Raw genomic sequence first — 13,791 nt, 5'->3', positions numbered from 1 at the left:
TCGGCTCGGCCGCGCCAGGGACACAACCGAGCCCCCTTCGGGACCCACCGACGACTCGCTTTCCCCCCAGGTCAAGCGTGTAATCCCCGCGTTTTCGCTCCTGTGACCCTCAGGCGTGCATCGAAGGACTCGACGTCAGGAAGGAATCGGGCATGACGTGCCGCACCGGGTTCACGAACCAGAGCGCGCGGTGCGGCACCGTCCTCCAAGTGGCGGGAGGTATCGCCGATGACGGTCGGTCGGCAATTGACGAGCTCCCGCATGTTTCCCCCTGCGAAGCGGGTACCGAGAAAGGAGAACTTCTCGTCCAGCGGTTCGCATGTATAGCGCGCGATCCCGGCGTCGAGCAATGCCGCACCGTTTAACTCCAACGAATGCTGCGCAGTGACCACTGTGGACCCCACCGGATCGCACATCACTACCTGCCCCTCGCGCCACCCCTGCAGTAAATCCCTCAACTGTCAGACCCCCAGGTAGAGCAATCATCGCCACAGATCGCCCAAAAAAATTAACACACAGCTGATCATGGGTCAATGGTCCTTAGCGGCTCAGGTAGTTACTCAGTCATTGCTGCCACACGCAGGGCTTTTGACCGGCCGGACCCTATGGCGCAGTCGCGAAACCTCGATGGACCGCTGGTTCTTCCAGCGGCGTTGCAGCCGGTCGGGCGCGTGCCGGGCAGGCCGATGACCCGACGCCGGAGGGAGAACCGGTACGGACGGGTGCGGACGGGTACGGACGGGTACGAGCGGAACTGCCTGTGGCGCTCGGAGAGTTGGGCCGGGGCCGTGCGGGCGTCCCGGTCCAGTCGTCAGGCGTTCGGAGCCGTCGCTCCCGGACGCAGCAGCGCGGCCTCCGGGCTCGCCGGCACCAACGAACCGTGGTCCACGAAGGCCGTGAGCGCGCGGTAACCGCAAGCCTTCACTTATGTCTGGGAAGCGCCTCTCCCGCTCCCCCGCACAAACCCCTCAGCAAGCCCTTTCGATGCAGCTCAGAGGCATTTTGCGCCTTCTCGACCGGTCGCCTGACAGCATCTCTCGTGAAGGCCCGTGGCCGGTTCCGCTCGTCATGGAAGTCTTGCGGGACACAGCGTTTAGTGATCGACTACCGGCACCGGCTCCCCGTACGACCCGTTCGTAATTGCGCACTGACTAGTGACTACTGATTTGGTTGACATACGGGAGGAAACATGCCCAGCGGCCTTGACGGCGCGGCTCCGCTCCAGATCGACGAGAAGGAGTTCGAGCATAACCCGCATGCTTTGTATGACGTCCTGCGCTCCGAGGCACCGGTCCGTGAGGTCATCGCGCCGGGCGGGACCAAAGTCTGGCTGGTCACGCGCTACGACGACGCGAAGTCCGTGCTGACCGACAATCGCCTGTCCAAGAACATCGAGGTCGGCCAGAAGGTCATCCAGCGGAAGACCGACGGCGAGACGGGCATGGTGTTCGCCAGCGAGTTGGCAGCGCACATGATGAACGCCGACCCGCCGGACCACACCCGGCTGCGCAAGCAGGTCAACAAGGTGTTCACGCAGCGAGCGGTGGAGAAACTGGGTCCCCGGATCGAGGAGATCACCACTGAACTGCTCGACGCGATGGAGGGCAAGGATCAGGTGGACCTGATGCGCGCCTTCGCCTACCCGTTGCCCATGGCGGTGATCTGCGAGCTGCTGGGCGTTCCGGCCGACGACCAGGAACGCTTCCAGGGCTGGGTCCCCAGCCAGCTTTCCGGCGGGGATGCGGAGAGCATGGCGCAGGCCACGACGGCACTGCTCGGGTACCTGTACGAGTTGGTCGAGAGCAAGCGGTCCGAACCGGCGGACGACCTGCTCACCGGTCTGGTGCGCTCCAGTGACGACGGCAAGCTGAACACCCAGGAACTGGTGTCGATGGCGTTCCTGCTGCTGGTCGCGGGCAACGAGACGACGGTCAACCTGATCGGCAACGGTGCGTTCGCGCTGCTCCGCCATCCCGACCAGTTCGCCGCGCTGCGCGCGGACCGCTCCTTGCTGCCCGGGGCGGTCGATGAGTTTCTTCGCTACGAGAGCCCGGTCAATACGTCGTCGCTGCGGTTCACGACCGAGCCGATCGAAGTGGACGGAGTCGTCATACCGGAGGGCGAACTGGTGGTGGTCGCTCTCACGTCGGCCAACCGGGACGAGTCCCAGTTCCCCGATGGCAGCAGCCTGGACATACATCGTCCGGCGGGCGCCAACTTGTCCTTCGGTCACGGCATCCACTACTGCGTCGGAGCGCAGCTGGCCCGGCTGGAGGCACAGATAGCCTTTGACCGGCTCATCGACCGGTTCCCGCACATCCGGCTGGCAGCAGACCCGGCCGACCTCCGTTGGCAGCCGGGAACGGCACTGCGCGGGCTGAAGTCTCTGCCGGTGTGGCTCGGCGCCGAACAGGGCTGACTCCACCCGGTGGTGCTCGGCGCCCGTGGTCGGGGGCCGTTGCTGTACAGGAGCGTGACCGCGGCAGGAACAGCATCGCGGTCTCGCTCCAACCCCCGGGTGTGGGCGTACGGATGGGGTCACCCGGCTGCGCGGACCTCAGTGGCCCGTAGCCGGGCCGGGCGATGGTGATGTGCGGCTACGGGCGGCACTCGACGACCCGCACTACGAACAGAACGATGACAACGGTCTGCGTGAGGTCTACGGCCTGGAGGACGAAGACGCACTGAACCAGACGCTGGGATCGGCATCGACCCCAGCCGGCCGCCGCCTGGCGTTCCCGAACATCCTGCAACACCGCGTCGAATCATTCCGCCTCACGGACCCCACCCGCCCGGGCTATCGCAAAATTCTCGCGTTCTTTCTGGTGGACCAAACGGAAAGGATCGTCTCGACATCCGATGTGCCACCGCAACAACCATGGTCCGGCACCCCGACCATGACGCTTGAACAGGCCAATCACTATCGCGAACAACTCATGCAGGAACGCAAGTTCTTCGTCGACGAGCACAACGAGCAACCCTACGAACGAGAATTCTCCCTCTGCGGGCACTGAAGCAAGCGGAATGAGTTCATGGCTGCAGTGATCGCAATGCTGGAAGAGCTCAGGGGCCTCGCCCCGCTGACCGCCGAAGGGGCGGCGGCACGGTTCTCGGCTCAGGAGTGGACGCCCGGGGGCAAGCCCCGCGAGGGCGTGGAGACGTCGTGGGACAAGGACGGCGTCGGGGGCTGGATCCAGACGCTCGGCGGTGGGGCGGTCAGCGTCTCGTTCGCCGTGTGGATCCGCGACGTCGACGAGTCGGGCTACTTCGACGACCTGGAAACCGTCTACGAGCAGGGGGAGCAGGCGCTGGCCGACTTTCTGCCCGTGATCGAGGAATCCCCCCTCGCAGGCCACCTCGCCGAGGCCGAGCAAACGGCGGCTGACAAGGACGAGTTCATCAGGGTGAAGAAGTGGAACCTCCACGACCGGATCATGACCGCCGGTGTGATCCAGCAGGACGCCGATCTTCCGGTGCTGGTCGTGGTGACGCTGGAGGAGCCCTGCATCGGGTGACCCACCCCGCAGCCAGAAGGCCCGCGCTCCCACCACCTCGGGAACCTGGCGTGCGCCGCCAGACTCACCCGCACCCAGCTGCGGTCACCGGTGAAGAAGGCCGGCCGTAAGCGTGGCATCGACGCCGAAGCCGACCGCCTCCGCGAAGCCTTCCGGCTCCAGCAGATGAGACACCTGCCCCAGGTCGAGCGGGCCATGGGGCTGCAAACTCTCGCGCTGCTGCGGCAACTCGCCGCGATCTGCGAGAGGTGGAGGAACTCACTGCCGCGACGGTGGAATCTTTTCCTACTTCCCGTGAAGCGAAGCTCAGTGACCTGCGAACGGACAGGCGACTGTGCGCACCACTCAGATATTCGACACCTTCGACGACGTCCGTAGCCGGTGCGACCGGTCGCTGGCCCGCCGAACGTCTGGGCTGCGCGACCAGCCCGGGCAACCAGGCCACCACCACCGGACGCCACATCGGCCTGAACGTCGACAACTTCAACCGGCTGCCGTACTCCGACGCCACCAGCGCCGCCGACGACTCTGCCTCACCCGCGCCCCGGCCCACGATGCCTTGATGGGCCATCAAGTATCGGCATTCACACAGTTCAGAGCATCGGTGACGCTGGTTGCCAGGCATTGCACCATTGTTGGCCGGTGGTGAGACCTTGCGCCGGGGCCCTGGTGCGCGGGGTGGCGGCCGGGCAGGCTAGTTTGCTCGGATGAGTCTCCTTGATGATGTAGCCGAGCGCGACGGCTGGCGGTGCTGGGTGTGTGACGAAGCGGTCGACCCCGACGAGTCGGTGAACGACCCGCGGGGGCCCAGCGTCGACAGCCGGACTGCCGACCGGAAGGCCAAGGTCGCCGAGCGGCTCGCACACCGCGGATGCAACACCCGCAAGGGCGCGGTCAAGGTGGTCATCGCCTGGCCGGACCGACTGTACGTGGTCGAACCCGCGCCGCTGATCACCGTTGCCGGGAGGCTGGAACGCAAGGGGGGCCGCGAGATGGTGGGCCGTTGTCCGACCAAGCGGGACGCCCAAGAGGCGGCGGATTGGCTGGTCGACCGGTTCTCCCGACTCGTACCGGGGCTGCCGGTGACCGCCGACATCGAGCCGGGCGGCGGCCAGTTCCTCGTCGTCCTGACCACCGGCCGGCGCTGACCGTCACCAGCGCGCACTCGCGTCGAACTGAACCGTCGGGCCCACACCGACCTGACCTGGCACGAGCGACCCATATTGCTCGCCTGTGCCCAGCTACGGGTCGATGTCGCCCATCGCCGCAGCCATGACTGAGGCCGAACCGGAAACACGGCGCGTGCTCCTCAAGGCCGACCCCCTGTACGACGAGGGCGTCGGCATCGCCCGTATCGCCCGTATCGCCAGCCAGCTCCCGTCAGGACAATTGCGCAGCCAGCCACTCCTCAGCTTCCCGCCCAGCGGCTGATCCCCCTCACCGCGCTGTCTCACCCTGACCAGAGCCGAAAGAGCCTCGGGCTGGGAGCCCTCTGGGACGTTCCGGGACTTCCGGCCGCGCCAACGAGCACGAGCGTGAAACAGCCGAAAGGCCATTTACGCAGGTCAGCGACGTGAACCCGCCCAGCGTCCCAGGTCACAGGGCCGCCCGGTCCCTGGTGCGTCAGTCCTTACGTGGGAGCGACACGGCGGCCCCTACTCCCTCAGGAGCGCCAGGCTCAGTCCTAGCCGGTCAAGCCGGGCCTCGATCCGGCGGGCCCGCCCACCACAGTGAGCAGGTCCACGACGAAGATCAGCGTCGAGCCCGCCGGGATCAACGGAGAGGGTGACTGCCTGCCGTAACCGAGACGCGGGGGAACGACGATCTCGCGCCGACCTCCGACCTTCATCCCCCTTACCCCCCGGTCCCAGCCCTTGATGACCTTGCCACGCTCCCAGGAGGAGTCGAACTCCCTTCCGGACGCGAACGTGACCCCTACGTAGTGCACCTGGACGACCCTGCCCGGCTGCGCCTCGGGTCCATCCCCGACCACGAGGTCCCGGATCGTCAACTCGGTGGTCGCGGCCCCCTCCGGAACCTCGATTCTGGGCTTCGTCAGTTCACTCATCACGGTTTCCTCGCTCGCCACCGGAATCCCTCGCACGGGCCGACCGGACACATGGACATTCCATGCGGCAGGCGATCACGCTACGGCAATGCCCGTGCTCCAAGGTGCATCCCGGGCCCCGGAGACGGGCCAAGGACCGATCGATGTGCCCCCCGGAGTGACCGCGTAGGCACCTGCCCGCCGGACGCGACCCGGGCGGATATCGTCCACCTGCGGCAGAGTGCAGGCGGTGTCCACTACAAGGAAGCGCGTCCGCCGTGTTTTGTCTGCACGTTACTCGAGGGAGGCCCTGACTACAGAAATGGGTCGGTCTACGAGGACGCTGATCACGGCGAGTTTGCGCATCGGTGGCGCCGGGCTCGCTTTTCGTAGGCTGTGCACTGGCCCTGCGACTGCTGTCGTTCGTCCTGAGCGATCCCCGCAAAGAGACAGCAGGATCTAGTTTTCGGCCCATAACTCTGCGTGCGCGAACCCGGAGCGTCACAGCCGACAGCGCGCTGAAAATGCTCACCGGACGCATTCGTGCAGTACATCGCGGCACATCGGGCGTTGACCTTCGCGAAAGGCACCCCGGCGAAGGCGGCGTCACGCGGAAGTGATGCAGACACACAATTCCAGCCACCACCGAAAGAGAGGCCCTGCCGTTCGGGCGCAATAGATGCCCGAAACGCGATTCCCATCCGCTTGCTTCTCGCCCGAATGGCCCGCACCCTGCATGCACATGCCGAGTCGACGGGAAGGGGACCAGCAGCACAGATATCAACCCCCGGTATCGCATAGGCGACCTATCCACACCACCCCGCCGAGTCATACCGGCGAATCGTGGATGGAAATTACATGATTCCGAAAACACCCAAGACAGTCCAAAACGTGAGCATCAGACAGGAGTTCAGCACCGTCCGTATCCACGCCCGCACGCCCGGTTGCCGAGCATGGATCGCGCCAGGCTGGCCGAAGTTGTTGACATGGCCGGGACAGGTCACGGAGACTCACATCCGGTAGGGCTAATTCCGGCAGCCAGCCGAATTCCGGAAAGGAACCCGGATGACCTGCGATGATGCCGGGCATCCGGAAACTGCCCGCACCTCCACATCGGAATTCCACTGCACGGCGAAGCAGACAGGAGGTGATGAGGTGTCATGACACGCTTGCAACATGTTCATCACATTGACGACTACTTGATGCTTCCGTCAGCGAATTCTAGGCGGACGGACCACTCACGCGGCTGGAGACGAACAGCGATGAGTATGGGCATCGCCTCGCTCACCAAATCGCCCGCCCTGATGTCAGCTGACACAGCACGCACCACGGCGGCTTTCATCGAGAAGAACACCAGCACCGGGAAAATGACCCGCGCAAGCCTCATGATGGCCGCCACCGTCGGAATCTGGATACGTCCTGACGACGTACGGGTCCAGGCGGCGGTCAAACCGCCGCACAACGCGGCGCTGCACGACGACATGGCGGACTCCGACGACCTTGGGCGGGGCCGGCCGCGTGGCGGGCATTCGGCCTGAGTCCGGCGATTCACACCGGAAAACGCATCCCTGGGGGTCGCCCTGGAACTGGCCGTGGCCGACTCCGCACCCGGAATCAAGAACATCGCCCAGTCGTTCGCCAAGGCTTTCGCTCTGGTGCACGTCGGCCAGGCCCTCGACCACACCCTCCGGCCGGGTCTGGGCGCCGGGCCGGCGACGTACGAGCAGGTGGTGAGGGAGAAGGGTGTTGAGATCGTTGATGCAGCTCTCGACGGTGGTGCGCTGCTCGTAGGTGCCGCAGCCGAAGGCCGGCGGTCTGCCTCCACGACTGCCTGCCGAGACGCTTGCGGTGGGCTGCTTGGCCGACCGGCTGCGGGATCACCGCGCGGGTACCGTGCCGCAGGTGGTCGCGGATCACCCGGGACGAGTGCGCCTTGTGGCTACGGACCACGTCCGGTGTGGCCCTGGCCGACCGATCGGCCGGGGACCACGGCCGATCGGAATGCGGGTGCGCCAACGCGCCCCCATGCGTGATGCCGAGCGCGAGCGGACTGCGGTGGAATCGAGGGCCTTCTCGGCGTCGGTTTGGGCGAGCAGGGCAGTGGAGGTCATCCATGGCGACTCCGCGCGGTACTTGACCGCGATCATGTCGATCACCTGCCGGTGATCACACCACCGGCCCCCACCTCGGTGTCAGGCCCGGCGATAACCACTCGGTGCTCGCCCGTCGCGCATCACCCGACGACACACATCAACCAACGATCAGGTCATCCGAAGGACACGGCCCAGCCGGGCTGTACGGAATGGATGAGTGCCATGGATATTGATCAGAATGGCTGCGAAGTGTCCCAGCCGGCCGGTGGCTGGGTACCCAGCTCGATCCAGGTCAGAATCCTGGAAGGTGTTGCCGCCGGCTTCACCAGCGGGAGGCTTTCGAGAGAGTTGTACCTCAGCTCGAAGACCATCGACTACCACATCCGCGTCATGTCCGACAAGCTTCAGGCGCCGAATCGTGTCGCGTTAGTTTCAAGGGCGTTCGTCCTCCAGATTCTGCGAACAGATGCGTGGCCCCCGCGCATCGCCTGGGAAACTGTGGATTAACACTTGCGGGCGCTCGCCGACAGCGCGGCGACCCGCACGATCCGGCAGCCCACCGCGGCGAGTTCGGCGATCTGCTGCGGCGTCGCGTCGATGTAGGCGGTGGACATTGTGGTCGTCGACCGCACCGACACCGGCGCGACGCCGCCGAACGGCACCGTGCCCGCCATGACCTGACGGGAGGTCCGGCACGCGGCCACGGAGAGCAGGGCCTCGTCCTCGCGCGGCAAGCATTCCCGCATCGGCGGTCGTCAATGCTCCTCCCTCTCTGGTGAACCGTGCATGTGCCGGGGTCGTCGATGCCCGCCGACGCCGGTAGGGCGTCGAGGCCGGTCGGTGGAAACCGAGCCCTCCTCGGGAAGCCTTATCCGCCGCTGGACGCCGGCTTAACAACCGGACACGATGTACGGCCTCGGGTGCCGCCCATCGGCCACCAATCCACAGAATAGTCCAAATACAGTGCCACGCCGCCTTCTTTGGGGTTTTTCCCAAACCCGAGTATGCGCACGCCACATCGTTGACACGACCAGGACTGCCCTTCAGGATGGAAACCAATGGCTGCCACTCGATTTCGGCACCGCTCAGGATTCCGGATCAGGCAGGCGGCTTCATGGATCGCCTACTTGCCGCAGTGCCGGGCGACTCTCGCACATGTGAAAGGTGCCGGCACAGTTGATGAAAATGGATCCGGTCCGGGATCCCTACCGAACCAGGTTTCCTCGCAGAAATAGCGGCGAGCGCGGAACGGAGTGTTCACAGCAGGCCATTCGCCAACGCCGTCGGCATCCGAGCTCTGGAGGAGTGACCCGTGTCGAATCTGGATGAGCTTACAAGTTCACCTCAAACAGCGCTGGACCCTCAGGATGAGGTGAAAATAGTTGGCCAATACTACGATGACAAGACAGACAGGCTTGTTCGCAAATACGGGCCTGGGCCCAGGATTCACTATCATGTGGGTCACTACCCTTCCTCCGAAGCGCCGCTGCGTGCTGACGATGTGACACCGGATGCCATTCGCAGCAGCATACGGCTGCATCAAGAAGGTTTGCTGCGGTATGCGGCCAAGATCTGGGACGCCGAACAGCGACTGTCGGGCAGGATCCTGGATGTCGGCTGCGGTCTCGGCGGGGGCTCGCTCTTCTGGGCGCAGGAATACGGCGCCGACGTCACGGCGGTCACCAACGCGCCGGAACACGCCCCGGTGGTCGACGGGTTCGCGCGGGAATGCGGTGTGGGCGAGAGGGTCCACACGCTCGTCAGCGATGCGAAGCGTCTTCCCCTGGACGGCGGCCCTTACGACGCAGCGGTAGCAATCGAGAGCAGCGGATATTTCGACCGTCCACTGTGGTTCGAGCGTCTGGCGCGTGCGCTACGTCCTGGCGCGAGTGTGTGCATCGAGGAAGTATTCATCACACGCCCTCACGGGGCCGATGTGTGGGCCGAATACTTCTACACAAAACCGGCTACGGTGCTCGACTACGTAAAGGCCGCACAGGCCGCGGGCTTTGAATTGGTCGATGACGTCGACGCCACGTCAGAAACCGCACCGTTCTGGGAGGAGAGTGCCGCCTGGACGAAGGCGGTACTGGACAGTGACAGCAGCCTCTCACCGGTTGACCGCAGGCAGCTGAGGATATCTCTGCTGGCGAATCAGGCGCTTGGTACTGAATGGCAAGCCGGGGGCGTGCGGCTGGGTTTCCTGCGCTTCGAACTGAAGTAAGAGGTCGCGCGGATAGGTGGGGTGGAGGAAGGAACGGGGCGAGGGGCAAGTCCGGCAAGGCGGAGGAGGCGACGCGGAGCGTCGTCGAGTGACGACAACGCCGACGGGCGCCGCCCATCGGCAACGCGACGCCGCCCCACCTGTCCGCGCGACCTCCAAGCCAGGAACGAGAAATCCGCCGCAATCCGCACCCCGCCGGGGCCTTCACGACGCCTGATGGCTTACGTGGTTGGCAGGAGATCAAGCAGGCGCTGGGCTGGCGTTGTCCAGGGCAGCCCAGCCCCCAGCGGGTTTCCGCCCGCCTTTCCACATGCCCGCCGAATTCCAGGGTGGTTTACCAGGCTTTTCGCCACAGGGGGCCGGCATGGACCAGTTCGTGATCAGCCGCTGATGCACGAAAGGCATCGCGGACAAGCCCACCGTCGAAGTGAACGGCAGCAGCCCGCCGGTAGGGCTGCGAGTCGCCGTACCACGAGAGCCCTGGTGACGACGGGCAGGATTTGCGGTGGCGCACCGGCACGATCATTCGCGGGCTCAGCGCCGGTAGAGCGGAACCTCCGCCGGATTCCCGCCGCCTTGACAAGGATACGGAGTTCTTCATGACACTCGAACAGTCTCCCGCTCACAGCGAAGTCCTCAACGTGTACGACGGGTTCGGCCGGATCTACGGTTCCGCATGGGGCCCCAACATCCACTACGGCTACTGGGAGAACGACGCCGACGACAGCTCCGTCGAAACGGCCACGGACCGCCTGACCGACCTGATGATCTCAGGTCTCGCCGCACAGCCCGGCCAGCGGGTCCTGGACATCGGTTGCGGCATCGGCTACCCCGCACAGCGGCTCGTCCGCACTTCCGACGTGGACGTGGTGGGCATCACCATCAGCCGGATCCAGGTGACGGATGCCACGAAGCTCGCGGCCGAGGCCGGGCTCGCCGACCGGGCCACGTTCCAGTTCGGGGACGCGATGGACATGCCCTTCCCCGACGGCTCGTTCGACGCGGCCTGGGCGTTCGAGTCGATGTGGCACATGCCCGACCGCGGCCAGGTGATCTCCGAGGCCGCCCGCGTCCTGCGCCCCGGCGGCCGCCTCGCCGTCGCCGACGTCATCCAGCGCGACCCGATCAGCCCTGAGGGCCGCGTGGTCCTGGACCACGTCGTCAAGCACTACGGGGTGCGCTCCTTGGGCACTGTGGACGAATATCGGACGGCGCTGGGAGACAACGGTTTCGTCGATGTGGAGATCACCGACATCACGGACAACGTCATCCGCACCCTTGGGCTCATGGCCGACGCCGTGGAGACGGTCCGCGACAAGCTGGCCGAACTGGTCGGCGAGGAACAGGCCACCTCGCTCCTCGACTTCATGCGTAAGTTCGGGTCCGTCCCGGAGAGCGGCTACCTCTTCCTGACCGCGGTCCGCGCCTGACCGCGAGGGCCGCCCCCCGGCGTCCCATGGCGTAAGGCTGAGGCCGAGGTACTTTCTGTCGCTTCATGGACACGTGATCTGCTTCGAGCCGGCCACCGGTCAAGTGACGGCCGATGAGGCGCGACGAGCGAGGCTCCCGAGCTGTTGACCGAGATGTCCGACGTCTCCCTCACTCTGCTCGGGGGCCTCTTCGGTTTCCGTCCCTGACGCGCTCGGCCCGCCCCACGCGCGCGTGGAATCAGCCACCCCGCTCGTCGCCATCGGTGAGGGCGGCCGGCGCTGCAAGCTCCGCTCGTCCCGACACGCGAGGGGCACCGCTGTACCCGCGCGAACACACCACCTCGGCGAAGATCGCCGGCGGGTTCGGGAGCGCCGACTTCACCGCCCATGCCGGCGCCACCGCAGTCATCCACCTGCCCGCCGAGCGTGCGGCGGGTCCACGGGCGACGCCGAGCGCGCACGAACCCGAGGTCGTCCTGCTCGGCGGTATTCTCGCCCGATGCGGCCGGGTCGGCGACGAACGAGCCGACCCATACCACTGCCACGGGGTGAACGCGCAGGTCATCACGGACGCCAGCGGCCGGCCGCTGTGGTCCCCGCCCTGCCGGGCCGCGCCCACGGTCCGACCGTCGCTCGTACCCACCGGATCAGCCGAACGACGCAGCCAGTTGCCGCACAGTCAGGTCCTTGTGCCGGCAGGCCGCGACCAGCTGTGCACGGTCCTCCAGCGGAGCTCCCCGGCCGGCCCCTTGCGGACCGCTTCCACACCCTCCCGTCGCAGAGCCGTCACCGTCGTCCCGAGAAGACGGTCTGTCCGGGACAGCTCCGACGCCGTGATCCCCCTGCCACAGTCCGACAGACGGGGAACGGCTGTCTTGACCCTCCGCGTCCTGATCTGTGGAAGCCAGGGTTTTCCCCTTCGGCGCCTACGGACAGGTGAGCTCAGCAGAGGCGGCGTGTCCTCCGGATCTCCCGACGACCGCCCGGATACCCGTGTCACCGCTGCCGCACCCGCAGCTCGGTCAACGCCCGAAGCGGAAACACCGGCCGGTGACGCGGCAGCGGCCCTGGCGCCAGAGTCAGACCTGGCATCCTGGTGGCCAGGGCCTGTATCGCGATCTCCAGTTCCGAGCGGGCGAATCCGGCTCCGAGGCAGAAATGGATGCCGTGCCCGAACGCGAGGTGCGAGGCGGACCCGCTGCCCGGACTGAACGCGGCCGGACACACGGAGGATTGGCTGTCCCGGCCGGCCGCTCCGTACAGCAGAAGCAGTCGGCTCCCCGCGGCCAGGTGGACGTCCCCGACCACGACGTCATCGACCGCGGTCCGGTACATGCCCGCCAGCGGACTGTCGAACCGCAGCCCCTCCTCGACGAGATCCCGTGCGGCGATCGTCCCGTCGGCCACCTCGGCCCAGCCGCCGGGTGCCTGGAACTGCTGGAAGAGGATGGTGCCGAGCGCCTCGGCACAGGTCATGTGTCCCGCGAAGATCAGTGTGGGGATCATGACGGAAGCCTCGTCGGCGGTGAGCGTGCGGCCGGCCTTGCCCTCGTGGAGCAGTTCACTGATCAAGTCGTCCTGCGGCGAGGCGAGCCGCTCCTGCACGAGTGACCGGCAGAACGCTCCGAAATCCATCAGCCCGCGGGCGTATTCACGCAGCCCGTCGAGATCGGTGTGGCCCCGCACCATCATGAGTTCGATGCGTTGCTCGGACCACGTGCGGCAACGGTCGAGGTACTCGTCCGGAATCCCAAGGCGCCGGCCGATCACCTCAAGGGAGTACGGAACCGCGAACTCCGTGATGAAGTCGAACTCCTCCGCGACAGCGACCCGCTCGACGAGACCGGTGGCGACAGCGCGGATCGTGGGTTCGAAGGCTCTGACCCTGGCAGGCGTGAACCCGACGTTGAGCACTTCCCTGATCCTGGTGTGCTCGGGAGGGTCGAGCGAGCCGACGGCCAGCGCATCAGCACCGCGCCACGTGCGCAGCATCCGGCTCACGTCCTCGGGCAAAGAGACCGCGGAACGGGGATTGTGGTCACGCGCCGAGAAGTTCTGATCGTCCCGCAGCACGGCAACCATGTCCTCGCGCCGGGTGACGCACCACGCGTCGAGCAAAGGGGCGTAGAACACCGGTTCCGTCTCTCCGATGTCGGCCAGAAATGAATACGGGTCGTCGCGATGCGCGCCATACGGATCGAACGACCTGTCCTCTTGCAATTGCCCCGAATCAATAGACATCGGCCATTCCGCCTCTCAGGCTTTCCGTGAGCCATTCCCGGCAATGATCAGTGGCATTGTGTGATTCCCCTCGGCCTGGGAGCTGTTCAGCGGCCTCGGCATGGCCGGCCCGGCCGAAGCGCGGCAGTTCTTCGCCGTTCCGTCTCCGTGGCACTTCGAGGGAGGTGCCGTGCCTCCGCCCCTGCGACCGTTTCGACGATGACCGTCCGGTCGTGAGCGCGCCCGTAGGCGCCCTCGACCT

General features: G+C 66.0%; 12 protein-coding genes and 1 pseudogene. 9 read left to right on the top strand and 4 right to left on the bottom strand.

Annotated elements, in window-relative coordinates; genetic code table 11:
- Nucleotides 1-71 precede the first annotated feature (71 nt).
- On the bottom strand, nt 72-416 hold the full coding sequence (locus ACFYQ5_RS03815) for a DUF4180 domain-containing protein (protein WP_389192622.1): 345 nt from the start codon (nt 414-416) through the stop codon (nt 72-74).
- Between the two features lie 773 nt (nt 417-1,189).
- Between ACFYQ5_RS03815 and ACFYQ5_RS03810 the strand changes: the two genes are divergently transcribed.
- The 5 genes and pseudogenes from ACFYQ5_RS03810 to ACFYQ5_RS03790 all read left to right on the top strand — a co-directional run bounded on the left by ACFYQ5_RS03810 (nt 1,190) and on the right by ACFYQ5_RS03790 (nt 4,946).
- Nucleotides 1,190-2,419 carry a cytochrome P450 gene (locus ACFYQ5_RS03810; protein ID WP_389192619.1) on the top strand — a complete coding sequence of 410 codons (1,230 nt, stop codon included), beginning with the start codon at nt 1,190-1,192 and terminating at the stop codon, nt 2,417-2,419.
- Between the two features lie 178 nt (nt 2,420-2,597).
- Nucleotides 2,598-3,014, top strand: a pseudogene (locus ACFYQ5_RS03805) (DUF4246 family protein); the annotation flags it as partial.
- 18 nt (nt 3,015-3,032) lie between these two features.
- Complete coding sequence (locus tag ACFYQ5_RS03800) at nt 3,033-3,515, top strand: hypothetical protein (RefSeq protein WP_389192617.1); 483 nt, start codon at nt 3,033-3,035, stop codon at nt 3,513-3,515.
- Nucleotides 3,516-4,222: 707 nt separating this feature from the next.
- The gene (locus ACFYQ5_RS03795) at nt 4,223-4,663 is read left to right on the top strand and encodes a hypothetical protein (protein WP_389192614.1); all 441 of its coding nucleotides are present in this window, start codon (nt 4,223-4,225) and stop codon (nt 4,661-4,663) included.
- A gap of 124 nt (nt 4,664-4,787) precedes the next feature.
- The gene (locus ACFYQ5_RS03790; protein ID WP_389192611.1) at nt 4,788-4,946 is read left to right on the top strand and encodes a hypothetical protein; all 159 of its coding nucleotides are present in this window, start codon (nt 4,788-4,790) and stop codon (nt 4,944-4,946) included.
- 253 nt (nt 4,947-5,199) lie between these two features.
- Here ACFYQ5_RS03790 and ACFYQ5_RS03785 read toward each other — a convergent pair whose 3' ends face one another.
- The gene (locus ACFYQ5_RS03785; RefSeq protein ID WP_389192608.1) at nt 5,200-5,583 is read right to left on the bottom strand and encodes an FKBP-type peptidyl-prolyl cis-trans isomerase; all 384 of its coding nucleotides are present in this window, start codon (nt 5,581-5,583) and stop codon (nt 5,200-5,202) included.
- Nucleotides 5,584-6,824: 1,241 nt separating this feature from the next.
- Here ACFYQ5_RS03785 and ACFYQ5_RS03780 point away from each other — a divergent pair.
- Nucleotides 6,825-7,100 carry a hypothetical protein gene (locus tag ACFYQ5_RS03780; protein ID WP_389192605.1) on the top strand — a complete coding sequence of 92 codons (276 nt, stop codon included), beginning with the start codon at nt 6,825-6,827 and terminating at the stop codon, nt 7,098-7,100.
- A gap of 777 nt (nt 7,101-7,877) precedes the next feature.
- Nucleotides 7,878-8,162: a LuxR C-terminal-related transcriptional regulator gene (locus ACFYQ5_RS03775; protein WP_389192602.1), complete on the top strand. Its 285-nt coding sequence runs from the start codon at nt 7,878-7,880 to the stop codon at nt 8,160-8,162.
- Here the strand turns inward: ACFYQ5_RS03775 and ACFYQ5_RS03770 are convergent.
- A complete protein-coding gene (locus ACFYQ5_RS03770) occupies nt 8,159-8,401 on the bottom strand; it encodes a flavodoxin-dependent (E)-4-hydroxy-3-methylbut-2-enyl-diphosphate synthase (protein WP_389192599.1) in 243 nt (80 codons plus the stop codon). The two genes, ACFYQ5_RS03775 and ACFYQ5_RS03770, sit on opposite strands and share 4 nt — an antisense overlap.
- A gap of 566 nt (nt 8,402-8,967) precedes the next feature.
- On the opposite strand from ACFYQ5_RS03770, the gene ACFYQ5_RS03765 reads away from it, so the two are divergent.
- Both ACFYQ5_RS03765 and ACFYQ5_RS03760 read left to right on the top strand, forming a co-directional pair.
- The gene (locus ACFYQ5_RS03765) at nt 8,968-9,879 is read left to right on the top strand and encodes an SAM-dependent methyltransferase (RefSeq protein WP_389192597.1); all 912 of its coding nucleotides are present in this window, start codon (nt 8,968-8,970) and stop codon (nt 9,877-9,879) included.
- 599 nt (nt 9,880-10,478) lie between these two features.
- Entirely contained in the window at nt 10,479-11,309 is an 831-nt protein-coding gene (locus tag ACFYQ5_RS03760; RefSeq protein ID WP_389192594.1) for a methyltransferase domain-containing protein, read from the top strand.
- A gap of 996 nt (nt 11,310-12,305) precedes the next feature.
- Here ACFYQ5_RS03760 and ACFYQ5_RS03755 read toward each other — a convergent pair.
- Nucleotides 12,306-13,550 carry a cytochrome P450 gene (locus ACFYQ5_RS03755; protein ID WP_389192591.1) on the bottom strand — a complete coding sequence of 415 codons (1,245 nt, stop codon included), beginning with the start codon at nt 13,548-13,550 and terminating at the stop codon, nt 12,306-12,308.
- Between the last annotated feature and the right edge of the window lie 241 nt (nt 13,551-13,791).

The sequence above is a fragment of the Streptomyces sp. NPDC005794 genome, from assembly GCF_042871445.1.
Lineage (GTDB): Bacteria > Actinomycetota > Actinomycetes > Streptomycetales > Streptomycetaceae > Streptomyces.
The sequence above is the reverse complement of the archived record's forward strand: the minus strand, read 5'-3'. Positions and strand labels throughout refer to the sequence as shown.

Coding starts and splice junctions, on each gene's coding strand:
- ACFYQ5_RS03815 (WP_389192622.1), bottom strand. CDS start 416: ATGTGCGATCCGGTGGGGTCCACAGTGGTCACTGCGCAGCATTCGTTG.
- ACFYQ5_RS03810 (WP_389192619.1), top strand. CDS start 1,190: ATGCCCAGCGGCCTTGACGGCGCGGCTCCGCTCCAGATCGACGAGAAG.
- ACFYQ5_RS03800 (WP_389192617.1), top strand. CDS start 3,033: ATGGCTGCAGTGATCGCAATGCTGGAAGAGCTCAGGGGCCTCGCCCCG.
- ACFYQ5_RS03795 (WP_389192614.1), top strand. CDS start 4,223: ATGAGTCTCCTTGATGATGTAGCCGAGCGCGACGGCTGGCGGTGCTGG.
- ACFYQ5_RS03790 (WP_389192611.1), top strand. CDS start 4,788: ATGACTGAGGCCGAACCGGAAACACGGCGCGTGCTCCTCAAGGCCGAC.
- ACFYQ5_RS03785 (WP_389192608.1), bottom strand. CDS start 5,583: ATGAGTGAACTGACGAAGCCCAGAATCGAGGTTCCGGAGGGGGCCGCG.
- ACFYQ5_RS03780 (WP_389192605.1), top strand. CDS start 6,825: ATGAGTATGGGCATCGCCTCGCTCACCAAATCGCCCGCCCTGATGTCA.
- ACFYQ5_RS03775 (WP_389192602.1), top strand. CDS start 7,878: ATGGATATTGATCAGAATGGCTGCGAAGTGTCCCAGCCGGCCGGTGGC.
- ACFYQ5_RS03770 (WP_389192599.1), bottom strand. CDS start 8,401: ATGCGGGAATGCTTGCCGCGCGAGGACGAGGCCCTGCTCTCCGTGGCC.
- ACFYQ5_RS03760 (WP_389192594.1), top strand. CDS start 10,479: ATGACACTCGAACAGTCTCCCGCTCACAGCGAAGTCCTCAACGTGTAC.
- ACFYQ5_RS03755 (WP_389192591.1), bottom strand. CDS start 13,550: ATGTCTATTGATTCGGGGCAATTGCAAGAGGACAGGTCGTTCGATCCG.